Origin of the sequence: Clavibacter californiensis, assembly GCF_021952865.1 — a bacterium.
GTDB lineage: Bacteria > Actinomycetota > Actinomycetes > Actinomycetales > Microbacteriaceae > Clavibacter > Clavibacter californiensis.
Window position 1 is genome coordinate 838,545 of sequence record NZ_CP040792.1, and the last position, 23,577, is coordinate 862,121.

Annotated in this window: 27 protein-coding genes; 12 read left to right on the forward strand and 15 right to left on the reverse strand. The window is 72.9% G+C overall.

Annotation, left to right across the window (positions count from 1 at the left end; translation table 11 throughout):
* Nucleotides 1–88: 88 nt before the first annotated feature.
* Complete coding sequence (locus FGD68_RS04230; protein ID WP_119373885.1) at nucleotides 89–751, forward strand: pentapeptide repeat-containing protein; 663 nt, start codon at nucleotides 89–91, stop codon at nucleotides 749–751.
* A 4-nt stretch (nucleotides 752–755) separates the two neighbouring features.
* Here the strand turns inward: FGD68_RS04230 and FGD68_RS04235 are convergent, their stop codons facing one another.
* From FGD68_RS04235 to FGD68_RS04245, 3 genes are read right to left on the reverse strand one after another with little or no spacing between them, the layout of a single operon-like run.
* Entirely contained in the window at nucleotides 756–1,277 is a 522-nt protein-coding gene (locus FGD68_RS04235; protein WP_237609815.1) for a GNAT family N-acetyltransferase, read from the reverse strand.
* Nucleotides 1,278–1,309: 32 nt separating this feature from the next.
* Nucleotides 1,310–2,107 (reverse strand): alpha/beta hydrolase, encoded by a 798-nt coding sequence (locus FGD68_RS04240; protein WP_237609816.1) that lies wholly within the window; start codon nucleotides 2,105–2,107, stop codon nucleotides 1,310–1,312.
* The gene (locus FGD68_RS04245; protein WP_104293511.1) at nucleotides 2,107–2,637 is read right to left on the reverse strand and encodes a phenolic acid decarboxylase; all 531 of its coding nucleotides are present in this window, start codon (nucleotides 2,635–2,637) and stop codon (nucleotides 2,107–2,109) included. The genes FGD68_RS04240 and FGD68_RS04245 overlap by 1 nt, the downstream gene beginning before the upstream one ends.
* Nucleotides 2,638–2,699: 62 nt before the next feature.
* On the opposite strand from FGD68_RS04245, the gene FGD68_RS04250 reads away from it, so the two are divergent.
* The 3 genes from FGD68_RS04250 to FGD68_RS04260 all read left to right on the forward strand — a co-directional run bounded on the left by FGD68_RS04250 (nucleotide 2,700) and on the right by FGD68_RS04260 (nucleotide 4,579).
* A complete protein-coding gene (locus FGD68_RS04250) occupies nucleotides 2,700–3,200 on the forward strand; it encodes a MarR family winged helix-turn-helix transcriptional regulator (protein WP_104235881.1) in 501 nt (166 codons plus the stop codon).
* Between the two features lie 130 nt (nucleotides 3,201–3,330).
* Nucleotides 3,331–3,909, forward strand: coding sequence for a hypothetical protein (locus tag FGD68_RS04255; RefSeq protein ID WP_104235882.1), 579 nt, complete (start codon nucleotides 3,331–3,333; stop codon nucleotides 3,907–3,909).
* A 64-nt stretch (nucleotides 3,910–3,973) separates the two neighbouring features.
* A complete protein-coding gene (locus tag FGD68_RS04260) occupies nucleotides 3,974–4,579 on the forward strand; it encodes a hypothetical protein (RefSeq protein ID WP_147361626.1) in 606 nt (201 codons plus the stop codon).
* 104 nt (nucleotides 4,580–4,683) lie between these two features.
* On the opposite strand, the gene FGD68_RS04265 is transcribed toward FGD68_RS04260, so the two are convergent.
* Complete coding sequence (locus FGD68_RS04265; protein ID WP_119372715.1) at nucleotides 4,684–5,280, reverse strand: MarR family winged helix-turn-helix transcriptional regulator; 597 nt, start codon at nucleotides 5,278–5,280, stop codon at nucleotides 4,684–4,686.
* Nucleotides 5,277–6,962 (reverse strand): DHA2 family efflux MFS transporter permease subunit, encoded by a 1,686-nt coding sequence (locus FGD68_RS04270; protein WP_119372716.1) that lies wholly within the window; start codon nucleotides 6,960–6,962, stop codon nucleotides 5,277–5,279. The genes FGD68_RS04265 and FGD68_RS04270 overlap by 4 nt, the downstream gene beginning before the upstream one ends.
* Before the next feature lie 249 nt (nucleotides 6,963–7,211).
* Here FGD68_RS04270 and FGD68_RS04275 point away from each other — a divergent pair, with 249 nt between their 5' ends.
* The gene (locus tag FGD68_RS04275; protein WP_119372717.1) at nucleotides 7,212–7,571 is read left to right on the forward strand and encodes a VOC family protein; all 360 of its coding nucleotides are present in this window, start codon (nucleotides 7,212–7,214) and stop codon (nucleotides 7,569–7,571) included.
* 13 nt (nucleotides 7,572–7,584) lie between these two features.
* On the opposite strand, the gene FGD68_RS04280 is transcribed toward FGD68_RS04275, so the two are convergent.
* The 6 genes from FGD68_RS04280 to FGD68_RS04305 form a co-directional block, all read right to left on the reverse strand.
* Nucleotides 7,585–7,890, reverse strand: a complete 306-nt coding sequence (locus FGD68_RS04280) for a DUF1905 domain-containing protein (protein WP_119372718.1) — start codon at nucleotides 7,888–7,890, stop codon at nucleotides 7,585–7,587.
* Nucleotides 7,891–7,910: 20 nt separating this feature from the next.
* Nucleotides 7,911–8,429, reverse strand: coding sequence for a zeta toxin family protein (locus FGD68_RS04285; protein WP_119372719.1), 519 nt, complete (start codon nucleotides 8,427–8,429; stop codon nucleotides 7,911–7,913).
* A 6-nt stretch (nucleotides 8,430–8,435) separates the two neighbouring features.
* Nucleotides 8,436–9,338, reverse strand: coding sequence for a hypothetical protein (locus FGD68_RS04290; RefSeq protein ID WP_104235927.1), 903 nt, complete (start codon nucleotides 9,336–9,338; stop codon nucleotides 8,436–8,438).
* Between the two features lie 90 nt (nucleotides 9,339–9,428).
* Nucleotides 9,429–10,058, reverse strand: coding sequence for an SDR family oxidoreductase (locus tag FGD68_RS04295; protein ID WP_119372720.1), 630 nt, complete (start codon nucleotides 10,056–10,058; stop codon nucleotides 9,429–9,431).
* Nucleotides 10,055–11,476 carry a DUF6421 family protein gene (locus FGD68_RS04300; protein WP_119372723.1) on the reverse strand — a complete coding sequence of 474 codons (1,422 nt, stop codon included), beginning with the start codon at nucleotides 11,474–11,476 and terminating at the stop codon, nucleotides 10,055–10,057. The genes FGD68_RS04295 and FGD68_RS04300 overlap by 4 nt, the downstream gene beginning before the upstream one ends.
* Nucleotides 11,477–11,613: 137 nt before the next feature.
* The gene (locus FGD68_RS04305) at nucleotides 11,614–12,180 is read right to left on the reverse strand and encodes a GNAT family N-acetyltransferase (RefSeq protein WP_119372721.1); all 567 of its coding nucleotides are present in this window, start codon (nucleotides 12,178–12,180) and stop codon (nucleotides 11,614–11,616) included.
* A gap of 128 nt (nucleotides 12,181–12,308) precedes the next feature.
* Here FGD68_RS04305 and FGD68_RS04310 point away from each other — a divergent pair, with 128 nt between their 5' ends.
* Genes FGD68_RS04310 through FGD68_RS04320 form a run of 3 tightly spaced genes read left to right on the forward strand, consistent with a single transcriptional unit; the run spans nucleotide 12,309 to nucleotide 14,562 of the window.
* Nucleotides 12,309–13,526 carry an inorganic phosphate transporter gene (locus FGD68_RS04310; RefSeq protein WP_119372722.1) on the forward strand — a complete coding sequence of 406 codons (1,218 nt, stop codon included), beginning with the start codon at nucleotides 12,309–12,311 and terminating at the stop codon, nucleotides 13,524–13,526.
* 11 nt (nucleotides 13,527–13,537) lie between these two features.
* On the forward strand, nucleotides 13,538–13,849 hold the full coding sequence (locus FGD68_RS04315; RefSeq protein WP_104235890.1) for a hypothetical protein: 312 nt from the start codon (nucleotides 13,538–13,540) through the stop codon (nucleotides 13,847–13,849).
* A gap of 2 nt (nucleotides 13,850–13,851) precedes the next feature.
* Nucleotides 13,852–14,562, forward strand: coding sequence for a DUF3349 domain-containing protein (locus tag FGD68_RS04320; protein WP_237609817.1), 711 nt, complete (start codon nucleotides 13,852–13,854; stop codon nucleotides 14,560–14,562).
* A gap of 375 nt (nucleotides 14,563–14,937) precedes the next feature.
* On the opposite strand, the gene FGD68_RS04325 is transcribed toward FGD68_RS04320, so the two are convergent.
* Nucleotides 14,938–16,425: a carboxylesterase/lipase family protein gene (locus FGD68_RS04325; RefSeq protein WP_119373442.1), complete on the reverse strand. Its 1,488-nt coding sequence runs from the start codon at nucleotides 16,423–16,425 to the stop codon at nucleotides 14,938–14,940.
* A 222-nt stretch (nucleotides 16,426–16,647) separates the two neighbouring features.
* Here FGD68_RS04325 and FGD68_RS04330 point away from each other — a divergent pair, with 222 nt between their 5' ends.
* The 3 genes from FGD68_RS04330 to FGD68_RS04340 all read left to right on the forward strand — a co-directional run bounded on the left by FGD68_RS04330 (nucleotide 16,648) and on the right by FGD68_RS04340 (nucleotide 19,561).
* Nucleotides 16,648–17,265 (forward strand): TetR/AcrR family transcriptional regulator, encoded by a 618-nt coding sequence (locus FGD68_RS04330; RefSeq protein WP_237609818.1) that lies wholly within the window; start codon nucleotides 16,648–16,650, stop codon nucleotides 17,263–17,265.
* Complete coding sequence (locus tag FGD68_RS04335; protein ID WP_237609819.1) at nucleotides 17,262–18,962, forward strand: MDR family MFS transporter; 1,701 nt, start codon at nucleotides 17,262–17,264, stop codon at nucleotides 18,960–18,962. Before FGD68_RS04330 ends, FGD68_RS04335 begins: the two co-directional genes overlap by 4 nt.
* Nucleotides 18,963–19,117: 155 nt before the next feature.
* Nucleotides 19,118–19,561: an SRPBCC family protein gene (locus FGD68_RS04340; RefSeq protein ID WP_237609820.1), complete on the forward strand. Its 444-nt coding sequence runs from the start codon at nucleotides 19,118–19,120 to the stop codon at nucleotides 19,559–19,561.
* Here the strand turns inward: FGD68_RS04340 and FGD68_RS04345 are convergent.
* Complete coding sequence (locus FGD68_RS04345) at nucleotides 19,558–21,225, reverse strand: histidine-type phosphatase (protein ID WP_237609821.1); 1,668 nt, start codon at nucleotides 21,223–21,225, stop codon at nucleotides 19,558–19,560. The genes FGD68_RS04340 and FGD68_RS04345 overlap by 4 nt on opposite strands.
* Nucleotides 21,226–21,420: 195 nt before the next feature.
* Between FGD68_RS04345 and FGD68_RS04350 the strand changes: the two genes are divergently transcribed.
* Entirely contained in the window at nucleotides 21,421–22,350 is a 930-nt protein-coding gene (locus tag FGD68_RS04350; protein WP_119372270.1) for an AEC family transporter, read from the forward strand.
* A 27-nt stretch (nucleotides 22,351–22,377) separates the two neighbouring features.
* On the opposite strand, the gene FGD68_RS04355 is transcribed toward FGD68_RS04350, so the two are convergent.
* Nucleotides 22,378–22,536, reverse strand: coding sequence for a hypothetical protein (locus FGD68_RS04355; protein ID WP_167332595.1), 159 nt, complete (start codon nucleotides 22,534–22,536; stop codon nucleotides 22,378–22,380).
* A 129-nt stretch (nucleotides 22,537–22,665) separates the two neighbouring features.
* Nucleotides 22,666–23,358, reverse strand: coding sequence for a DJ-1/PfpI family protein (locus tag FGD68_RS04360; protein WP_119372271.1), 693 nt, complete (start codon nucleotides 23,356–23,358; stop codon nucleotides 22,666–22,668).
* Nucleotides 23,359–23,577 lie beyond the last annotated feature (219 nt).

Below are 23,577 nucleotides of genomic sequence, written 5' to 3' on the forward strand. Positions count from 1 at the left end.
GGGGTCTCCCGTACGGTGGAGCGCGGCCCGCCGACGGCGGTCGCCGCCCGTGCAGCGCACGGATCCGCCCCACCACCCGGAGGCCCGCATGGCCGCATCCACCCGCATCCTCCCGCCCCGGATCAGCGACCCCCGGCTCGAGGGCCTGGGCGACGGCGACCCGTCCGACCTCGACGCGCACGCGTCCTTCGAGCGCCTGAGGTTCGCCGACGCCGACCTCTCGGACGCCGACCTCGTCGACATCGGCTTCGAGGAGTGCGCGCTCGAGCGGATCCGCCTGCACGAGGCCGACCTCACCGCCGCCAGCCTCGTGGACGTGCTCGCCTCCCGCCTCGACGCGCCCGTGCTGAAGGCGCCCCGGATCCGGATGCGCGACGTGCGCCTCGAGGGCTCGCGCGTCGGATCCGCCGAGCTCTACGACGCGACGCTCTCCTCGGTGCACATCACCGACTGCCGCCTCGGCTTCGTGAACCTGCGCGGCTCGAAGATCACCGACCTGCTCATCACCGACTGCGCCATCGAGGAGCTGGACCTCCGCGGCACCGCCGGCATGCGCATCGCCTTCGCCCGCACCACCATCGGCACGCTCGACCTCGCCGACTCGTCGCTCACGCACCTCGATCTCCGCGGCGCCGAGATCATGGACCTCGACACCCCCGACGGACTCCGCGGCGCCGTCCTCGACTCGACCCAGCTGATGGCGCTCGGCCCGGTCTTCGCACGGCACTTCCGTGTGCGCGTCGAGGACTGAGCGGCTACGCGGGTGGCGGGATCCGCAGCTTGAACCCCACGTGCGAGCGCGCGTACCCGAGGCGCTCGTAGAAGCGGTGGGCGTCGACGCGGGCCGCGTCGGAGGTGAGCTGCACGAGCGCGGCGCCGAGGGCGGGCGCGGCGATGTCGGCGACCCAGCGCATCATCGCGCCGCCGATGCCGGACGAGCGCAGGTCGCTCCGCACGCGCACCGCCTCGACCTGGAGGCGGGAGCTGCCGCGCCGGGCCATGCCAGGGATCACCGTGAGCTGCAGCGTGCCGACGACCGCGCCGCCCGCGTCCGTCGCGACGAGCAGGTCGTTCGCGGGATCGGCGACGATGCGCGCGAGGGCGTCGCGGTAGAGGTCCGCGTCGGCGGGATCCGCGCGGTCGCCGCGCGAGGCGCTCACCGCGTCGTCGGCGAGCAGCTCCATGAGCGGCGCGAGGTCGGCGGGGTCCGCGCGGCGCAGCTGCACGCCGGGGACGCGTGCCGCGAGCGGGACGGGGAGGACGAGGGGTGCGAGCACGCCCCCATCCTCCCCTCCGCGCGTCAGCCCGGCTAGGCCGCCGCCGCGCCGCCGGCCGCCCGCGCGACGTGCGCGAGCAGCCGCTCGACCAGCATCCGGCGCAGCTCCACCGACGACCAGCCGTGATCTGCGCCCTCCACCGCCGTGAAGGTCGCGCCCGGCATCAGCTCGCCGTAGCGCGCGCCGTAGGCGACCGGCACGACCTGGTCGGCCGTGCCGTGCAGCACGTCCACCGGACCGGCGTACGCGGTGACGGGACCGTAGACGTCGACGCCCGCGAGCACCTCGTCCACGAACGCCATCCCGAGGCCCATGCCGCCGAGGTCGACGAGGCCCCGCTCGCGCGCCACGGCGAGCGGCAGGTGCATGACGCGTCCGTGCAGGGTGATGTCGTCCACCACCACGCCGGCCGGAGACCACAGCGTGAGGCTCGCCACCAGCTCGGGCGCCCGCGCGGCGGCCAACGCGGACTCCACGGCGCCGAGGCTGTGGGCGACCACGTGCACGGGTCCGCCCGCGTCCCGCGCGAGGGCACGGATCATCGCGGTCACCTGGCCGACCTCGTCGAGGAGTCGCACGTCGGCGAAGTCGCCGTCGCTCACGCCGTGGCCGAGCCGGTCGTAGGCGCGGGCCGCCGTGCCGGACGCGGCCAGCGCGCGGGCGACCTGCACCCACAGGCCGTGGCCGCCCGTGCCCGAGTCGCTGAACCCGTGCACGAGCAGCGCGGCGGGGGCGCCGGGTCGCACGGCGCCGTGCTCCCAGCCGCGGAGGGTGCGCCCGCCGTGGTCGAGCTCGAGCGGGGCGACGCGCGGCGCCGGGGTCGCGGCCATCAGTTGCGCCGGTCGGCGAACCCGGCCGGGAGGTCGCCGGGCGCCGTGTCGACGACGGTCTCGTCGTCCGCGCCGACGAACTCGTCGAGCGTGATGTGCGCGAACTCCGGCACGACGTAGATCGGGTACGTGGGGCCGGCGTCGCGGTGCGCGCGCATCTGGTCGAGGTGGTCGTTCTGGAAGAGCACGGTCTTGGATCCGTCCTCCTCCACCCAGCGCGGGAAGAAGATCGTGCCGTGCAGCACGCGCGCGGCCGGGATGATGTTCACGACGACGCTCGTGCCCGTGGGCTCGTTCCACGAGACCTTGAAGACGCCGTCGGCGAGGGCGACGAGGTCGACCGTCTGGTCCTTCACCCAGCGGCCGCCGACCATGCCCGAGTGGATGCGGTAGTCGATGGTCGTGGCGTTCTTCACGTACATCTCGTACTGCCAGCCGTTGGCGTACGTGTAGATGAGACGGTGTCCGACGAGGGGGCTGAGGTCCTGAGCGGGCACGGGGTGCTCGACGCTCGTGGTGATCGTTGTCATGCGCGCATCCTGACACCGGAATGCGTTTGTCACAAGCGCATCTGGCTGGGTATCCTCGGTGCATGCCCTCCGACCCGACCGCCGCCGAGCTGCGGGTCGTCGCCCGGCGACTGGGCTCGGAGGTGGGACCCTTCCGCCGCCGCCTCATGAACGCGTCGCGGAGCGCGGCGGACCTGCCGGACCTGCCGGACGCGCAGGTCGAAGTGCTCCGCCGCCTGGAGGCGATCGGCTGGGCCACGCCCACCCTGCTCGGTCGCGCGCTCGGGCTCGCGCGCTCCACCGTCAGCAACCTCATCCTCGCGATGGAGCGCGACGGCCTCGTCGATCGGCGCCTCGCGAAGGGCGACGGCCGCAGCACCGAGGTGGGCCTCACGGATCACGCGCGGGATCTGCTGCGCACCTTCGACCGCTCGGCCGAGGCCGTGCTCGTGGGCGCCCTCCGCCGTCTCACGCCCGACGAGCGCCACGCCATCGCCCGCGCGCTCCCGGCCCTCGAGGCCCTGCACGCAGCGATAGGGGGCGAGCCCCGGCGCACCGAGGCTGCCGACAAGCCCCACCCATGACCTCTGGGTCCGGGCCCTGCTCGGGACGTCGAGTCCTGGTCGCTCATGGCCCCTGTGGATGGATCGCCATCATGTGCGCGTGGAGGCAGATGATGGCGGCCTTCCCGCAACTTGATCAAAGGAGATCAACATGCACATGCAATCCCGTCCGCGCACCGCCGCCGTCGTGATGGCGCTGGGCGCAATCGTCGCATCGACGTCCATCGCACTCCCCGCCCACGCCGCCACCGAAGACGCTGGCCCAGCTGCGGCCGTCACCAGCTCATCTGCTCCGATGTCCTTCCGAGGCTACGACACGTCTGTGGCCGAGGCGCACGGCTATCGCATCGTGACCGACGCGCATGGACGTCAGACGAGCGTGCCGGTGTCCGCGGAAGCCAAGAGCGAGGTCGTGCTTGACAACGCCCTTCCCGGCGACTGTGGCTCGTCCTTCGTGACCGCGGCCAAGCTGTCCAACGACACGCTGGCCGTCAATACCGGATACGACGTCCCGTTCCCGGTGGCGGAGAAGACCTGGCGGGTCAATGCCGTGTCGGTGTTCTCATCTCATACATTCCCGTGGGATGGACCGAGCGCCGGCGCCTGGTCTGCTCAGGCCGCTGCGACGCTCGTGGGTCCAGGTGTCGCCGTCGTCCCGCTCACCGCGCACGTCGTGGGTGATGACGGAACGGTCTGCTACTCGGCCGGCCCGACCGCGGCGTTCGGATGAGTACCCATGCCGCCTTCGTTGGAGACCCGACGGTAGGCACTCCCCGCCTGGAGGGGAGTGCGTCGTGCTGAAGGAAGAAGCGTCCTCGTCCGCGCATGCATCGAAACCGTCGACCCTCATCAATGATGACGGCTTGATGAAGCTCATGCATATCCGCGACTTGCATGCCCTCGCGGACACCGGCATCCCGCCGTCGCGCTGGCCCGCCACGCCCACTGCCCGACTCGATGGCGATGCGATCCCCGAGGCCGGAGAGCACGTGCGACGTCACTGGCTGGAGGCGATCACCTGGCATGCGGGAGGAGGAGCTAGAAGGCAAGCGACCTTGGTCGCCGCGGATACGGGAGACGTCGCGTCCGTCCGTGACGTGATCGCTCCCCCGTGGGATCGGGACGTCGCGGCCCTCCTTGACCTCGATCGCTACACGGAGTGGTTCTTGGCTCTCCCAGCGGCACCTCACGGCCTCGTACCGCCTGAAAGCGAATCCTCGCGGGTGGCCGCGACGGCAGCAGCGAGACGCGGCCTCGTCGTCATGGTCGTCCTTCCATTGCGTGAACCGCACGCGTCGCAGATCGGGGACGACTGCCTGCTTCTCTCATGGGGTGTCTACTCGGACGAGAGGCAGCGGATGCAGGCGCTGGATGGGTTCGCTCGCGGAGTGGCCGAGTAGGGGAACGCCCAGAAGCGCGGCCGGACGCGACGACGCGCCGCCGGTCGGGGAGCGCATCCCCATCCGACGGCGCGTCGTGATCCTCTGAGCCGCCCGGCCCGGTGTCAGGCCGCGTGCACGGATGCGCGCGGCGCATCCGGCGCGACACCGGCTTCTGCGTCTGCGTCGCAGGAGGGCTGGCCGGTCGCTATGTCCGGACCGGCGACGGCGTTCAGCCGCGCGAGGTACCCGGCGAACGCGTCGAGGTCGTCGCGCGTCCACTCGCCGAGGCCGCGGATCAGGCGGCTGCCGCCCTGGGCGTCGTCCACCTCGATCCCCGCGCGGCCCGCCGGGGTGAGCGCGAGCACGCGAACCCGGCCGTCCTGCGCGTCGGCGCCGACCTCCACGAGCCCCAGCTCCTGGAGCTGGCGGAGCTGCCGGCTGACCACGCTGCGGTCGACCCCGAGCTGGTCGGCGACGGCGCTCGCGTGGGCCGCGCCGCAGCGGCGGATCACGCGGAGCATCTTGTAGCCGATGGGCGGGAGCTCCGGGTGGATCCGCGCGGCGGCCTCCCGGGTCGTGGCCCGGATGCGCGCGGCGAGGGCGGTCATCTGCTCCTCCACCTCGGCGATGCCCGCGGCCACCGCATCCGGGATCCCCTCGGCGACGCCCGGGATGTCCCCCGCTGCGTCGCCCACGGGGGAGCGGTCGACGTCGCTCATCGGCGGGCGTCGACCCCGGCGTCCTCGGCCTCGGGCAGCCGGATCGACCCGGTCGGGTTCGCCTCGCCGGCGGGGGTGAGCGCCACGGCACCGGCGGATGCGCCGATCAGGGCGTCCTCGGCGTCGGTGCGGTGCACCTCGCGGGCGTCGGGCGACGCGGCCTTGTCGCTCTTCAGCTGCACGGCGTTCTTGCTGCCGAGCTGCGCGTTGGGCAGGAAGATCACCGCGATGAGCGACACGATCGCGAGCGGCACGCTGTAGAGGAAGACGTCGCCGATGCCCACGCCGTACGCGCTCTCGACCACGACGCGGACGGCCGGGCTGAGCTGCGAGACCTGCGGGATGACGCCGGAGCCGAGGGCCTGCGCGGCCGCGGCCTGGTCGGCCGGGGCGAGCTTCGTGATCCCCGCGGTGATCTCCGACGCGATGATCGTGCCGAGGATCGAGCCGAGGACCGAGACGCCGACGGTGCCGCCGAGGCTGCGGAAGAACGTGACGGCGCTCGTGGCGACGCCGAGGTTCTTGACCTCGATGGCGTTCTGCACGACGAGGACGAGATTCTGCATGAGCATGCCGAGGCCCGCGCCGAGCACGAACATGTAGATGCCCACGAGCACGAAGTCGGTGTCGTAGCGGAGCGTGGACAGCAGCGAGGTGCCGGCGACGATGAGCACGGCGCCCGAGATCATGATCGCCTTCCACTTGCCGCGGCGGCTGATCAGGTTGCCGAACACGGTCGAGGAGATGAGCAGGCCCGCCATGAGCGGGATGGTGAGCAGGCCCGACTGGGTGGGCGTGGCGCCGCGGGACAGCTGCATGTACTGCGCGAGGAACACCGACGTGCCGAACAGGGAGATGCCGACCGCGAGGCTCGCGAGCACCGACAGGGTGAAGGTGCGGTTGCGGAACATGGTGAGCGGGATGATCGGCTCGGCGACCCGGAGCTCGGTGACGACCGCGGCGATCAGCAGCACGATGGCGCCGCCGGCCATGAGGTACGACGTCATCGACGCCCACTCGAACTGCTTGCCGGCCTGCGACACCCAGATGAGCAGGAGCGAGACGCCGCTGGCGATGAACACCGCGCCGAGGTAGTCGACGTGCACCTTGCGCTTCGGGTGCGCGGGGAGGTGGAGGGTGACCTGCAGCAGGATGATCGCGATGATCGCGATCGGCAGCGCGATGAAGAAGTTCCAGCGCCAGCCGAACGCGTCGGTCACGACGCCGCCGAGGAGCGGGCCGCCGACGGTGCCGACGGCCATGACGGCGCCGAAGAGACCGGCGTAGCGACCGCGGTCACGCGGGCTGATGATGTCGGCCATGATGATCTGGCTCAGCGCCGCGAGTCCGCCGGCGCCGAGGCCCTGGAGCACGCGGAAGACGATGAGCGTCTCGGTGTTCTGAGAGAAGCCGGCGAGCGCGGATCCCAGCACGAAGGTGCCGAGGGCGAGCTGGATGAGCAGCTTGCGGTTGAAGAGGTCGGCGAACTTGCCCCAGAGCGGCGTGCTCACGGTGGTGGCGAGCAGGGTCGCGGTGACGACCCAGGTGTAGCCGGACTGGTCGCCCTTGAGGTCGCTGATGATGATCGGCAGCGAGGTCGAGACGACGGTGCCGGCGAGGATCGAGACGAACATGCCGAGCAGGAGGCCCGAGAGGGACTCCAGGACCTGGCGCTTCGACATGGATCCGTCGGCCGAGACGGTGCGGCGAGGGGCTTTAGCGGATTGCGCGGTGGCCGGGTGGTGCTGGGACATGATCCTCCGGGTAGTTGACTGCAAGCAACCATATGCCGATGGTGGATTGTTGTCAACCATCTCCGCTGGCCGTGGATCCGCTGCCGGGGCCGGGGCCGAGGCCGACGCCGCGTGCGTCGGAGTGGACCGGGAGGGAGCGCCGGTCGACCGACCGGCCTCGATGCGAGGAGGGACCCCATGGCCGATTCGGTGGCGACGGTCCGGCTACCCGTCAAGGACATGACGCGAGCGATGGCGTCCTACCGCGACACGCTCGGTCTCACGATCACGAGCGAGGACGCGGACTGGAGCGAGATCGACGCGGACGGCCTGATGATCGGGCTCGACGCGCGCGAGGAGGCGGGCGGCTCGTCGCGCGGCGGGGCGGTCATCTCGTCCACGCCCGACGGCTCCATCGAGGACGAGCTCGAGCGGATCAAGGCGCGCGGCGCCGAGATCACGGGCGAGATCAGCGACCACGAGTGGGGCCGCATCCTCCCGTTCCAGGACAGCGAGGGCAACGACCTGCAGCTGTGCACGCCGCCGACCGGAGGCTAGTCGCGCAGCCCGCTCACGGCAGCGGCTCGAGGTCGACGTGCACGTCGTCGCCGACCGCGAGGCCGTGGGCGTCGCGGATCGCCCGCTTGACCGGGAGGATCCACGTGCCGTCGCCCTGCGGGAACACGGAGGTGCGCCAGGTCGTGGTGCCGACGCGGACGCGGACGGGGACGGATCCCCAGCCGCGGCGGCCCGCCTCGCCCAGTTCGTGGAGCATCGGGCTGAGGTCGGTGGGCAGGCTCACGAAGGTCCAGAGCGCGCGCCGTGCCTCCCAGGCCCACAGGGGCGCGGTGAAGCCGAGGGGGAGGTCGTCGGTCACCCCTCGACCCTAGGGCGCGCTCACCAACCGGCGCGGTCCGCGATGAGCTCGGCGACCTCGGCGGGGGTGCGGGACGTGGTGTCGATCGCGAGGCCGCCGAGGCCCGCGGCGTCGATGATCGCTGCGAGCTCGGGGGCGCGGGCGCGGTGCCAGGCGAGGGCCGCGGCGTCGTCGTCGTGGCGGGCGTCGAGGCGCGCGAGGACGGCGTCGGGATCTGCGGACAGCCGGACGACCAACGGGTCGCGGGACTCGAGCGCCGCGGCGCAGCGCGGCAGGTCGAGCGCGTCCTCGACGACGGCCGCGACCACCACCACGCGCGCCCCGGCCTCCCGGTAGTTGCGGGAGAGGTCCCCGAGGTTGCGGAGCGCCAGCTCCAGCTGGAACGGATCCTCGGCCGGCGCCGGGTGGAGGAGGCGCACGTCGTCCGCGTCGACCAGCGCGTGCGACAGGCCGCGGGCGCCCAGGAGCGTGCCGAGCGCGTGCATCGTCGTGGTCTTGCCTGCGCCGACCGTGCCGGTGAGGATCACGGCGTCCGTCATCGCACCTCAGCTGCCGCCGGTCACGAGGTGGCACTCGAGCTCGTCCGCGGACGCGGCGACGATCTCGAAGGAGGCGGCGCCCGCGCGGATCGTCACCGTCGACATGCCGACCCAGCGCGTGTGCGGCTCGGCGGTGGTGCTGGAGATGGCGTGGCGGAGGATCCGGAGGCGGTCGATCGAGAGCGTCGCGGTGCGGCGGCGGAGGACCTGGTCGCGGCGGGTGAGGAGCAGCAGCTCGCGCGGGGAGCACGCCGCCACCGCGCCCGCGAGGCTCATCGGCCGGAGCCGCTGCAGCGCGCCCATGAGTCCGTCGGCGGTGGGCACGAGCGGCGTGCGCGGGCGCGACGACAGGTAGCGGAGCTGCGGATCGCGCGCGGCCAGGTCCCAGTACGCCGCCGCGACGCCGGCCTCGTCCTGCCCGACGTCGATGCGCGGCGTCGCCCGTGCGGTCTGCTTCGGGCAGGAGCTCGGCACCCCGGCGGACTCGCCCGCGAGCGTCATCAGCAGCTCGGTCAGCTCCACGACCACGTCGGCGGATGCGCCGTTGAACGGGATCCGCAGGGCCTGGCCGTCGGCCGTGTGCACCGTGAGCAGGCCGTCGAGCAGGTCGACGCGGTCGCGCACGGCCACGAGGCCGGCGAAGGGGATGCGTCGGGCGGTGTACGCGGAGCCGTCGCGCGAGAGCACCTCCAGCTCGCGGTCGCCGACGACGAGGAGGTGGTCGTACAGGTCCATGGTCGGGTCGGTGTCGCGGCGCGGGATGTCGCGCGGGACCTTGAGCACCAGGCGGGCGGCGAACGGGTCGACGCCGTGCGGTCGGTACAGGCGGGGGACCTCGTCGAGGGTGCGGACGGTGTCGATCCACGGGCCGAAGGCGTCGTGCTCGGCGGTTCTTGCGGCTGGCGTCACCACGTGAACGTATACCGCGCGTCGGCGCCCACGGGAGCGGGGACCGTGCCCCATCCGGGGCGATCTCCGTGTGCTAGGGGAGCGGCCGCGTCAGCTCTCGATCAGGTCCCGCTCGGGCGGCACGGAGGTCCACAGCCCCACGACCCGCCGCGCGAGCGCCCGCTCGAGGCCGCCGAGCGCCTTGACCACGAAGATCGTGGTCCGGGCGGGGGATCCGGCCTTGGAGAAGCCGCGGTCGACCGCGCGCACCCACGTCTCCGCGGCGATCTTCGCGGTCGAGTAGTTGGCGCCGCCCGGGTACGGACGCTGCACGGCGGTGGAGGAGACGATGGCGAGACGGCCGGCCTCGGACGCCTGCAGGTCGGCGTCGAAGGCGCGCGTCGTGTTGCGCAGCGTGGTCACGAGCCGCTCGTGCAGGAAGTCCCAGTCGTCGTCGGTCTGGCCCTCGAGGCCGTTGCCGCCGCGCCAGCCGCCGACCAGGTGGATCAGCCCGTCGACGCCGCCGAGCTCGGCGCGGATCCGGCCGGCCAGGTCCACGACGGCCGCGTGGTCGGCGAGGTCGCACACCTCGCGCCGGGACGCATCGACGTCGTCGAGCCGCCCGGCGTCCGTGCCGACCGCGACGACGCGCGCGCCCGCCGCCGTCAACTCGGCGCAGACGGCGCGTCCGGCGGTGCTCGACGCGCCGGCGACCACGACCACGCGGCCGTCGACGCTCACGCGGCCTCCCCCGTGATCCCGGCGGTGGATCCGATGACGTCGCGCATCTTCTTCTCCAGCGCCTCGAAGAACATGCTGAGCGGGAACTCGTCGTCGAGCACGAGGTCCGTCAGGCCCTTCGGCGGCCCGTCGAGCGGCAGCGCGCCGGGTCCCTTCGCCCACGTGGACGCGGGGTGCGGCGTGACCGTCTCCGTCACCATCGCGTACGCGGCCAGCCAGTGCGCGGTCTTGGGCCGGTCGATGGAGCGCCAGTAGAGGTCGTTCACGCGGTCGGCGAGGGCCACGACCACGTCGGCGACGTCGTCCCAGTCGATCGTGAGGCGCGTGTCGGTCCAGTGCAGCACGTGGTGCTGGTGCAGCCACGCGAACAGCAGCTGGCCGCCGAGGCCGTCGTAGTTGCGCACGCGGGATCCGGTGATGGCGAAGCGGAAGATCCGGTCGAAGATCACGGCGTGCTGCACCATGCCGGCGCGCTCGAGCAGCGCGTCGTCGGCGTCGGTGCGCTCGGCGGGATCCACCGCTGCGAGCCGGCGCTGGATCGCGACGGCCTCGCGGAACGCCGTGAGGTCGCAGCGCAGCTCCTCGATCGAGTAGAGGAAGAACGGCATCCGCTGCTTGATCATGAACGGATCGAACGGCAGGTCGCCGCGCATGTGCGTGCGGTCGTGGATGAGGTCCCACATCACGAAGGTCTCCTCCGCGAGCCGCTGGTCCTCCAGCAGGCGCCGGGCGTCGTCCGGCAGCTCGAGCTTCGTGACCTCGGCGGCGTGGCGCACCACGCGGCGGAAGCGCGCGGCCTCGCGGTCGGCGAAGATCGCACCCCAGGTGAAGGTCGGGATCTCGCGCATCGCGACGGTCTCGGGGAACAGCACGGCCGAGTTGGTGTCGTAGCCGGGCGTGAAGTCGACGAAGCGGATGGGGACGAACAGCGCGTTGCCGTAGTCGCCCGCCTCCAGCTCGGCGACGAACTCCGGCCAGACGACCTCGATGAGCACGGCCTCGACGAGCCTGGACGCGCTGCCGTTCTGCGTGGTCATCGGGAAGACGACGAGGTGCCGGATCCCGTCCACCCGGTCGCGCTGCGGCTGGAACGCGTTCAGGGAGTCGAGGAAGTCCGGCACGCCGAGCCCGGCGTCGACCCATCGCGCGAAGTCCACGTCGAGCGCCGCGAGGTAGGCGGCGTCGTGCGGGAAGAGCGGGGCGAGCGCGCGGGCGGAGTCGCGGATGGTCTGGATCAGCCGCCCGGCCTCCGCATGGTGCGCCGTGTCGGGGACCGAACCGTCCTTCACCTGCATCGGCTGGAGCGCCACGGCGGCGTCCTTGAGGGCGAGCCAGGCGGGGGAGGAGGCGACGGAGCGCACGTCCTCCACGACCTCGGGCTCGCCGATGACGGCTGCGGTGGGTGCGGCGCTGGACATGGATCGACCTCCGATCGTGCGGGTGGCGTGCGGTGCCTCCACCGTATCCGCGGGATCGGCGCCGGATCGTGTCCCGTGTGCCGGATCCGCGCGTGGATCGGCGCGGCCGCGCAGCATCCGTGCGCGAACGGCGAGGCCTACGCCTCGTCGTCCGCCGGGACGGGCGTCGTCGTCCCCGTCTCGTGGTCGCGCCGCAGCACCGCGTAGCCGACGGACGCGCGCGGTTCGCCGCCCGCGACGGGCCAGCCGTCGCGGTAGTGCGCCTCCTTCACGAAGCCCGCGCGCACGAGCACGCGGCGCATCGGCAGGTTGTCGTCGCGCGTCTGCGCCTCGAAGCGCGTCACGTGCGGGTACGAGCCGAACACGTGCGCGGTCAGCGCGCGCACCACCGTCGCGCCGAGCCCGCGACCGCGCGCGGCCTCCGCGAGCCGCAGGTCGAACAGCACGCCGGGATCCTCGAGGTCGTCCAGCACGACGAGGCCCACGCGGCCGGATCCCGCGACCTCGATCCAGAGGGCGGCGTGCTCGGGGCCGTCGAAGTCGCCGGCGGAGATGCGCGCCTCGACGTCCTCGGCCGTCGGCGCCGGCCGCACGTGGAACGGGAACGCGTTCGAGGTGAGGAACTCGCGGAGCGCGTCGCGGTCGCGCTCGACGTCGACGGGGACCAGCGCGACGGCCGGGGATGCGGGCGGGGTGTCGGGCATGGGGGTCCTCCGGGTCGGTTCGAGCGACGGCGGCCGGGGCCGGCTCATCCACAGCCGCGGGTGAACAGCGGGTGAACCCGACGGTCCCCCGTAGAGGGGACACGCGTGCAGGGCGCAGGATCATCGCCGTGGATCCATTCATTCTCCTCGTGCTCGTCGTCATCACGGCGCTCGCCTTCGACTTCACCAACGGCTTCCATGACACGGCGAACGCGATGGCCACGTCCATCGCCACCGGCGCGCTGAAGCCCAAGGTGGCCGTCACGCTCTCCGCCGTGCTCAACCTGGTCGGCGCGTTCCTCAGCATCGAGGTCGCGCTCACGGTCACGAACGCGGTCGTCAAGATCCAGGACAAGTCGGGCGCCCCCGACCCGGCGCTGCTGCAGGGCGGCGGATCCGCGCTGCTGCTCATCGTGCTCGCCGGCCTCATCGGCGGCATCGTCTGGAACCTGCTCACCTGGCTGCTCGGCCTCCCGTCGAGCTCCTCGCACGCGCTGTTCGGCGGCCTCATCGGCTCGACGCTCGCGGGCCTCGGCCTCAACGGCGTGAACTGGGCGGGCGACGGATCCAAGCTCGACGGCGTCGTGGGCAAGGTGATCCTGCCGGCGCTCATGTCGCCGATCCTCGCCGGGGCGGTGGCCGCCGTCGGCACATGGCTCGTGTTCCGGATCGTCGGCAACCTCGCCGGGCGCGGCCTCGACCGCACCTTCCGCATCGGCCAGATCGGCAGCGCCTCGCTCGTCTCGCTCGCGCACGGCACGAACGACGCGCAGAAGACCATGGGCGTCATCACGCTCGCGCTCATCGCGGCGGGCGGCTGGACCGACACCGAGTCCGTGCCCTTCTGGGTGAAGATCAGCTGCGCGCTCGCCATCTCGCTCGGCACCTACATCGGCGGCTGGCGGATCATCCGCACGGTCGGCAAGGGCCTCGTCGAGATCGACACGCACCAGGGCATGGCGGCCGAGAGCTCGTCGGCCGCGGTCATCCTCGCCTCCAGCCACCTCGGCTTCGCGCTCTCCACCACGCACGTCGCCACCGGCTCCATCCTCGGCTCCGGCGTCGGCCGCCCCGGCGCGCAGGTGCGCTGGCGCGTGGCGCTGCGCATGGTCGTGGCATGGATCATCACCCTCCCGGCCGCCGCCCTCGTCGGCGCGATCATGTGGTGGCTCGGCCACCTCATCGGCGGTGCGGCCGGCGGCATCGCGATGACGCTCGTGCTCGTCGCCGTGTCCATCACCGTCTACGTCCGCTCGCGCAAGGACGACGTCGGCGCGCACAACGTCAACGACGAGTGGTCCGACGAGAAGACCGCCCGCCCCGCAGCCCAGCCCGCCGACGTCTGAAGGACCCCGCCATGCTCCCCCTCTTCCTCTCCGCGGTCGGCCAGGTCGCCCTCGTCGCCCTCCTCCTCGGCGCGGGCCTGCCCGCCCTCTTCGCCCTCGGCGTGCGGTCCTTCGCGCTCGCCAGCCCCGACACCAGCGGCCGCGTCGCCGGATCCGACTCCGCGCGCCGCCTGCCGCCCGTCGTCCTCCAGGTGGCCGGCGCCCTCTGCTACGCGGTCGTCGTCCTCGCCGTCATCGCGGGCCTCACGCTCATCATCGCGACGGGCCTCGGCCAGTCGGTGAGCTTCGAGCACGTCATCCCGACCTTCACCTCGAAGGGCTGACCGTGACCGACAGCGCATCCGAGGGCGACGGGCCGGACGACGGCGCGACGGGCGTCGTCGCGCCCGACCGCCCCGACCGTGGCATCGTCCAGCGCGTCGTCGGCTGGCTGCGCGCGGGCTACCCGTCCGGCGTGCCGGACCAGGACTACGTGCCGCTGCTCGGGATCCTCCGCCGCAGCCTCACCGCCGAGGAGCTCGAGCAGGTGGTCGACCAGCTCGTCGACGACGCGGTCGCGGCCGAAGCCGCCGGCGAGGAGATGGGCAGGAGCCAGCTCCGCGAGCGCGTCGAGGCGATGCTGCTCGGCCCGGCGATGCCCGAGGACCTGGTGCGCGTCTCGGCGCGGCTGGCGGCCGCGGGCTGGCCGCTCGGATCCCCGGAGGACCTGCACGAGCCGGACGCCGCCGACGCGCGCGCGACCGAGCGCACGGGCCTCGTCTCCCGCATCGTCGCGTGGCTGCGCGCGGGCTACCCGGCCGGCCTGCCCGAGCAGGACTTCGTGCCGCTGCTCGCGCTGCTCCGTCGCCGCCTCAGCGACGAGGAGGTGCGGGAGGTGAGCGCGCGGCTCGCATCCGAGGGCGGGCTGCCCGCCAGCCGCCTCGACGTCGCCTCGGCCATCGCGGGCGTCACCTCCGAGATGCCGTCGGACGCCGACATCGAGCGCGTGCGCGCCTACCTCGAGTCCCACGGCTGGCCGGAGGGCTTCCGCATCTGATCGGGGCCCGCCCTCAGGAGCTCGCCCCCTTCGGCTCGCGGCGATCGAGGGCTGGCACCGCAGCTGATCCACGGTCGGCTATCGGTCGGTGCGCTGATGCGGGTGCGATGACGTGCCGTGGCCGACTCCCCCGAGGGCGACTCCGCGACGGGTCGCCCCGTGCGCATCTTCGTCACCCTCACGCGGACGCGCACCGTGCAGACGGCCGTGGAGATCGGCCGCCGGTCGGGCCTGCCGAGCACCACGGCGCACCGCATCGTGAGCGAGCGGGTGGACGCGGGACTGCTCGAGCGCGACGACGAGCGCCGTCTCCACCGGCCGTCGCCGTCCCCGTCCGCGACGGGTCGGGACGGGCCTCCCGGTGCCCGCCCGCTGCTAGGGGTACCCGACGAAGCCCTCCCACGCGGCGCGACGCGGCCCGTGGGGATCGTCGACGATCGTCCGCTCGCGCGTGTAGACCTGCGTCGCGCGCCTGTCCGCGTCGTAGAGCGGCCACTCCGGGCCGGGGCCGCTCCCGTGCGCGAAGGACACGAGGTCCGCGCGGAGGGCGCCGGCGACGTCGGCATCGGATCGCGAGGCGCCGATGGCCTTCTCGATGCAGTCGAGCTGTCCGAACAGCAGGGCGATGTCGGATCCGTGCGTCACGCCGAAGCCGAGCAGGGACATGAGCCGCGGGCCCCTGTCGAGGCGGAACATCCGGGTCGGGGCGTAGCGGCTGTGCGCCTCGGCGACGGCGACGGCCGGGTGCCAGAAGGCCGCGTCGCCGCCGATCCGCGCCTCGTCGACCCGCCCCCGGGAGGAGTACGCCCCGCGGACGCGGTCGAGCGTCCCCGCGGGCGACGCGGCGAACAGCCTCTCGAGCTCATCCCGGGACGACGCGAGCTCGCCCTTCATGGCCTTCTGGAAGACCGTGTGCTCGTCGTGGCAGGTGCCGATCATGAGGGGCAGTCGGAGCGCGCGCCCGCCGCGATACGCGTCGATCGGCGCTTCGGGGAGCAGATCGCCGTCGACGACGTAGCTCATGCTGATGGTGCCCGTGGTCTCCTCACGCGTCTGCCGGTCGAACGTCCTGGCGGCCGTGATGAGCGACCTCGCCGGCACGCGTCGGATCTCCGACACGTCGTCGCCGTCGAGCCCGAGCACGCGGAGGTAGCGGGCCGTCCAGTCCTGCACCCGTTCCCGCGAGTAGGCGTGGAAGGCCGGCGCGCTCGCGGACACCGCGCGGGCGAACAGCCCGGAGGCGGCGGGAGAGGCCAGGAGCGTCGTGACGGCCAGGGCCCCGGCGGACTGCCCGTAGATGGTGACGTTCTCCGGATCGCCCCCGAACGCGGCGATGTTCGACCGGATCCAGCGGAGAGCGGCCATCTGGTCCCGGAGGGCGAGGTTCGAGTCGTGGTCGCCGCCTCCGCTGCGCCCGGCGAGGTCGAGGAAGCCGAGCACCCCGACCCGGAAGTTGAAGGTCACCGCGATGACGTCGGAGTCGCCGATGAGCCGTTCCCCCGGATAGAGCGAGGACCTGCCGCTCCGGTTCCCGCCGCCGTAGATGAAGACGATGACCGGACGCGGGCCAGGCCGCCCCGTCTGCGCGGCGACGTTGACGGTCAGGCAGTCCTCGCTGACCGTCGGCTCACCGGGCACCTGGCGGCTCGAGCGGCCGAGGGGCGTCTCCCAGGGCCCTGGCCCGAACTCGGCGGCCGCCCGGGTCCCCTCCCACGGCTCGGCGGGGGCCGGTGCACGGAACCGGCGCGGACCCACCGGGGCGGCGGCGTAGGGGATGCCGCGCCAGTGCTCGACGTCGCCCTCGACGACGCCCTGGACCCAGCCGTCCGCGGTCCGCACGGGCTGTCCGGGATCTCGTTCCATGCGTCACTCGCTCTCTGTCGATCTCGCATCGACGTGTTCACCGGTCGGATGGCCGGATGCCGCCGTTCGGGTCGTATCCCGTGCGCGGAGGCGGGTGACCGTGAGCCACGCGCCTCGCGTCGAACGGGAACCCGCGAGGAGCCCATCTTGCACTCCGCGCCTGAAAGTGCAAACATGCACTCCATGGAAGATGGTGCAACAGGACTGCGGGAGCGCCGCCGGGTGGAGACATCGGCGCGACTGACGACGCTGGCGCGCCGCCTCACCGCGGAGCGCGGCCTCGCCGGCTTCACCGTCGAGGAGGTCTGCGACGAGGCCGGCGTCTCCCGCCGCACCTTCTTCAACTACTTCGCCTCCAAGGAGGACGCGCTCTTCGGACGCTCCTCGCGCGTCGAGACCCAGGACCTCGAGGACGCGTTCGTCGCGGCCGGCGACCCCGCGGATCCCGCGCTCTCGCCGTCGCTGCTCGACGACTTCGCGGACCTGTGCCTCGAGCGCTGGGCCCGCCTCGACACCGACGGCACCTCGATGCAGGACATGCACGCGGCCTTCCGCCGCGAGCCCGGCCTCCTCGTGCGCGCCCTCGAGGCCGCCATCGAGGACGAGGCGAAGGACGTGCTCCTCGTCGAGCGCCGCGAGGGGGTGCCGCCCGGCGACCTCCGCGCGGCCGTCCTCGTCCAGACCATGGGCGCGCTCGGCCGGGCGAGCGCGCGCGAGTTCCTCGCCCCCGGCAACACCGATCCCATCCAGCTCATCATGCGGCGGCGCCTCGACGCCCTCCGCGAGATCGCCCATCCCACCACCACCGTGACCACCCGCCAGCCTGAACGGACCCCATGACCGCCACCGCCCCCGCGCCCCTCCTGCTCACGCAGCGGCGCATCTGGATCATCTTCTCGGCCCTCATCGCCGGCATGCTCCTGTCGAGCCTCGACCAGACCATCGTCTCCACCGCGATGCCGACCATCGTCGGCGAGCTCGGCGGCGTCGACCACCAGGTCTGGATCACCACCGCGTACCTGCTGGCCACCACGATCGTCATGCCCATCTACGGCAAGTTCGGCGACGTGCTCGGCCGACGCAACCTCTTCCTCGCGGCCATCGCGATCTTCACGCTCGCCTCCGTGGGCTGCGCGTTCGCGGGCGACTTCTGGACGTTCGTGGTGTTCCGCGCCGCGCAGGGCCTCGGCGGCGGCGGGCTCATGATCCTGTCGCAGTCGATCATCGCCGACATCGTGCCGGCCAACCAGCGCGGCAAGTACCTCGGCCCGCTCGGCGGCATCTTCGGCCTCTCGGCCGTCGGCGGCCCGCTCCTCGGCGGCTTCTTCGTCGACCACCTCACCTGGCAGTGGGCGTTCTACATCAACATCCCGGTCGGGATCGCGGCCTTCGTCGTGGCGTTCATCGCGCTGACGCTGCCGAGCAAGAAGGTGACCAAGCGGATCGACGTGGCCGGCGTCGTGCTGCTGTCCATCGCCACGACGTGCCTCATCTTCTTCACCGACTTCGGCGGCGACAAGGCCTACGGCTGGGGCTCGCTCCTCACCTGGGCGTGGGGCCTCGGGCTCGTGGTCGCGGCGTCGCTGTTCGTCTTCACGGAGTCGCGGGCGGACGACCCGGTGATCCCGCTGAGCCTCTTCCGGAACCCCGTATTCGTGAACGCCACGGCCATCGGCCTCGCGCTCGGCATCGGGATGTTCGCGGCCATCGGCTTCGTGCCGACGTTCCTGCAGATGTCCACCGGCACCTCCGCCGCGGTCTCGGGGCTCCTGCTCCTGCCGATGATGGTGGGCCTCATCGGCATGTCGATCACGTCGGGCATCCTCATCAGCCGCACCGGGAAGTACCGGATCTTCCCCATCGTCGGCACGCTCCTCACGATGCTCGCGCTCGTGCTGATGACCTCCCTCACCGCCCAGACGCCGGTGTGGCTGATCTGCGTGTTCCTCTTCATCTTCGGGCTGGGCCTCGGCCTCATCATGCAGGTGGTGGTGCTCGTGGTGCAGAACGCGGTGCCCGCCGCCCAGATCGGCACCGCGACCAGCACGAACAACTACTTCCGCGAGGTGGGCGCCGCGCTCGGCACGGCCGTGTTCGGCACGCTGTTCACGACGCGCCTCACCGAGAACCTCACGACCGTGTTCGCCGGGGCGGGCGCAGCGCCGGGCGATGCGGCGGCCTCCGCCAGCAGCATCGACCCGCAGACGCTGAACGCGCTGCCGGACGCGGTGCGCGACGGGATCGTCGACGCGTACGCCGACGCCCTGGCGCCGGTGTTCTGGTACCTCGTGCCGTTCATCGCGATCGCCTTCGTGCTCTCGCTCGTGCTCAAGCAGATCCCGCTGTCGGACGTCGCCGGGCTCGTCGCCCGCGGCGAGGCCGTCGGCGGCGAGGAGGCCGAGCGGCTCGAGGCGGAGCAGCGCGCGGGCGGCCGCGCCGGCGCGAGCGCGGCGCAGGCGACCGGACCGGACGCGGCCGACGACGCGTCGCGGATCGCGGTGCCGTCGAGCGACGCCCGCGACGGATCCGGGAGCTGACCCGGGCATCCGGTCGGCGCACGACCCGTTGACAACGCGGTCCCCGGCTGGTCGGATCGCGGCAGGGCCGCCGTGTCCATCGCGGAGGCGGCGGCCCTTCCGCGTCCGGCGCCGCCGCAGCGGGACCCGTCCGCCCCACGTCATCGGAGGTCGCCGTGAGCGAGCCCATCGTCATCACCCGCACGTTCGCGGCCCCACGCGAGCGCGTCTTCGACGCGTGGATCACGCCGGCCGACTTCTCCGCGTGGTTCGGCACCGCCGCGGTCGACGTGCCGCGCGACACGCTGCGCATGGACGTGCGCGTCGGCGGCGCGTGGAGCGAGGTGATGCGCCTGCCCGACGGGAACGCCATCGACTGGGCGGGGGAGTACGTCGAGCTCGACCGGCCGTCGCGCATCGCGATGACGATGACCGACCGGCCCGCCGAGCCCGCGGGCGAGCCGCTCACGGTCGACATCGAGGAGGTCGCGGGCGGCGCGACGCGCATGACCATGATGCAGCGCGCGGGCGAGTTCTCCGACGAGCAGCGCGCGATGACGATCCAGGGCTGGAGCGCCTTCTTCGACGTGATGGAGGGGCTGGTCGCGCCGAGCGCCTAGCGCGTGCGGCCGGGGCGGTCCTGCCGCGGCCGCCGCACCACGCCGACCGCGGTGATCCCCGCCGCGCCGAGCGCGAACGCGAGGACGGCCAGGAACGGCAGCTCGTCGGCCGTCATGCCCGTGGCGGCGAGGGTGTCGCCCCGGGCCGCGGACGCGTCGGCGGCGGCGAGCTCGGCGGGCGAGCCGGGGAGCGCGCCGGGGTCGGACGCCCCGGGCGAGGTCGTGCCCGGATCCGCCGCGGCAGCGCCCGTGAGGCAGCGGCGCACCTCTGCAGTGTTGTAGAACAGCGAGCCCGGGGCGATGGGCGTGCAGCCGGCGCGGAACGGGATCGCCTTCTCGTCGTACAGCATGCGCACGATGGCGCGGCCGCCCGCGTCGCGGAAGACGTCCCACTGCACGTTCGCGGCCATGGGCGTGACCGTCTCGCCGCGCCAGGCGTTGGTCGCGTACGTGTACGGGGCCTCGGGCGTGACCTGCTGCGTCGAGCCGGGCAGGCCGATCAGGGCGGCGAACGGGATGATCGTCTCGGCGTGCGCGAAGCGGAACGTCGCGGCGGTGGCGGATCCGGCGAGGCGCGCGTCCATCGAGTCGAGGAAGTCGTCGAGCAGCGGCGTCGCCATCCGGTAGGTGATGTCGCTGCCCTGGAACGCCGGGCCCTTCGAGTAGAAGTCCTCCGCGTCGAGCAGGTAGGCGAACCACTCCGTGTCCGCGTCGTCGCCGGCGAAGTAGCGGTCGAAGTCGACGCTGACCTCCTCCGTCATGTCGGGCGCGATGATGTAGAGGTTGTAGAGCATCATCGCGGCGTCGAGCTCGTCGTCGACGTGGGTGCCGCCGTCGCCGCCGTCGACGAAGTGGTACTGCCCGGCCGCGAGGCGATCGACGAAGGCGGCCGTGTAGATGCGCTCGAGCAGGCCGCGCGCGGCCTCGTGGCTGCGGGGCTGGGCGTGGATCGCATCCACCGCGGCGGTCACGACGGGGCCGTCCTCGTAGGCCTGGTAGGCGGCGTTCGCGGCGGACTTGTGGAAGTAGAGGGTGTCGGGATCCTTCTGGATGTCCTTCGGCAGGTGCGAGGCGAGGAGCGGATCCGCGCGCTTCAGCCCCTCCGCGAACGCCTTGCCCGACGCGGTGGCGCGCGCCTCGCCGGAGCTCTCGAGCGCGACGGTGTCGGATCCCGCGTCGATCCCTGCGAACAGCGACGGCAGCCGCTCGACGACGCGCGAGCCGATGCCGCGGTGCTGGTCGGCGCCTTGGCCGGTGAGGTTGCCGTAGCCGAGCCTCTCGTTCGCGGCCGTGAGCTTCGCCACCTCCGGGCCGAGGGTCTGGCCGAGCGTCGTGAGCGCGCCCTCGGAGCGGGCCTGCTCCCACACCTGCGTGGTGAGCGAGTCGTACTTGAAGCTCGACAGGGCGCGGGATCCGTGGCGCGCGACCGACTCCGTGTAGACGGGCGCGAACCCGGCGGGCGCGGGCGCGAGGTCGGCCGCGGTGCCCTGCGGCCGGTAGGGGGTCTTGCTGCTGTAGTACGTGCGGTCGGCGGTGCCGGTGGCGGATCCGGTGCCGGTGCCGGTCGCGGCGAGCGCCGGGAGGGCGGATCCGCCGGCGGCGATCCCGAGGGCCAGCGCGAGCGTGACGGAGGCGGACAGGCGGCGGCGTGTGCGGAGGCGCATGGGTTCCTGGCGGAGCGGGCGCGGCGCGGGAGGCGCGGCGGCGGGTGCGGGTCGGTCGCGGGCGCGACGCGGCCGACGCTAGGCGGATCGCGTGACGCGGCGGTGTCCCGGCGCTGAACGGGCGGGGCGGCTGCCGGCGTCGGGACGGGCCCGGCCCCGCCCGTAGGGTGGGAGGACGCGGGCGAGGGGAGCCGGATGATCGGGGTGCTGACCGGGTTCGCCATCATCGGCTTCATCATCGCCGTGGGCTACGGCGTCGGCCGATCCGGGATCGCGGGTCCCGGCGCGCAGCACTCCCTCAACCGTGTGGCGTTCTTCGTCGCGACGCCCGCGCTGCTGTTCACGGTGCTCGCGAAGGCCGACCTGCACGTCGTGTTCTCGGCGTTCCTGCTCACGTCGGCGAGCGCGGTGGCCGTCGCCGCGGTCCTCTACCTGGTCGTGGCGCGGATCCTCTTCCGCCGGCCGGTCGCCGAGACCACCATCGGCGCCGCCTCGGCGAGCTACGTCAACGCCAACAACATCGGCCTGCCGGTCGCGATCTACGTGCTCGGCGACGCGCAGCTCGTGGCGCCCGTGCTGCTGCTCCAGCTGCTGGTGCTGGCGCCGACCACGCTGACGGTCCTCGACATCTCGAGCCGCGGATCCGCATCGGTGGTCGGGATCCTCACGCAGCCGCTGCGCAACCCGATGATCATCGCGTCGATTCTCGGCATCCTCGTCGCGATCACCGGGCTCCAGGTGCCCGACGCGATCTACGAGCCCTTCCGGCTGATCGGCGGGGCGGCGATCCCGATCGTGCTGATGGCGTTCGGCATGTCGCTCGTGGGGCGGAAGCCGCTCGCGCCCGGATCCGGCCGCGGAGAGATCATCGTGGCCTCGGTGATCAAGACGGTGGTCATGCCGCTCGCCGCGTTCCTGCTCGCGCGCTTCGCGTTCCACCTCGACGCGCCGCAGACCTTCGCGGCGACCGTGATCGCGGGATTGCCGACGGCGCAGAACATCTTCAACTTCGCGTCGCGCTACGAGCGCGGCGTGGTGCTGGCGCGTGACACCGTGCTCATCACGACGATCGCCTCGATCCCGGTGCTGCTGGTGATCGCGGCGCTGCTCGCCCCCGGGACCTAGCGGGCGCCAGATCCCGTGGGCGTCGACCTAGCGGCGGCGCGTCGGCGTCGCCCGCTGGGCGGCGCGCTTCTGCGAGCGCTTGGCCATCTGCGCCTTGCCCTTCGCCATGGCGGCCTTGCCCTGCCGGCTGCGCAGGAACTTCCGGATCACGGGGACGGCGACGAACAGGAAACGGATCAGCGGCATGGTGCTCCTCGGGGGATCTGCGCGGATCGGTGGATCCCCGCTCATCGACCCTGCCAGGTCCGGGCGCGCGCGACCGGGTCGGGAGCGGATGCGGCGGGGAACGGCCAGGCGGGCGCAGCGGCCAGGCGGTCAGCGGGCGTCGACCAGCCGCTCGCCCGCGCGGGCGACGAGCGGCGCGCGCTCACGCCGGGCGTGGGACATCGCCTCCTCGACCTGGGCCGGATCGGCTTCGGGGCGCGAGGGGTGCCCCGCGTCGAACGGCGGCTGCGGGTCGTACTCGAGGGCCAGCTGGATCGCGCGGGCCTCCGCGTCGTCGGCGATCTCCGCCGCGAGGACGAGCGCCGCGTCGATGCCGCTCGTCACGCCGCCGCCCGTGATCAGCCGGCCGTCCCGGACGACGCGCTCGGCCACGGGGATCGCGCCCAGCAGCTCGAGCAGCGGATGCGAGGCCCAGTGCGTCGTGGCGCGGCGTCCGCGGAGGAGCCCCGCGGCGCCGAGGGCGAACGCCCCGGTGCAGACTCCGAGCACGTGCCGGGCGCCCGCCGCCTGCCGCTCGATGAACGCGACGGCCTCGGCGTCGGCCATGAGGTCGAACGCCCCGCGGCCTCCCGGGACGAGCAGCACGTCGGCCTGCGGCGCGTCGTCGAACGAGGTGGTGGGCAGGAGCGCGAAGCCGCTGTCCGTCTGCACGGGCTCGACCCGGTGCCAGGCGAGATCCACGACCGCGCCGGGGAGCCGGGACAGCACCTGCACCGGACCGGTGAGGTCGAGCTGGGTCACATGGGGGAAGACGAGCGAGACGATGCGCAGGGGTGCGGTCATCCCCCGATGATCGCGGATGCGCGCGGCGGAGGTCGGCGTGGCATGCCGGCGCGTGCGGGCCGGGTGCGCTTCTCGGGTCCATTACGCATAGCTGGGGAAGTCGTCCCGCCCGCGTGCGGCGACCGCGCGACCCGAGCTACGGTCTCCGTCTGGCCGACTCTGATCGGTGCGGTCGACCTGGCGCATAGGCGTCGTCGGTCCGAGGCTGAAAACCTCCGG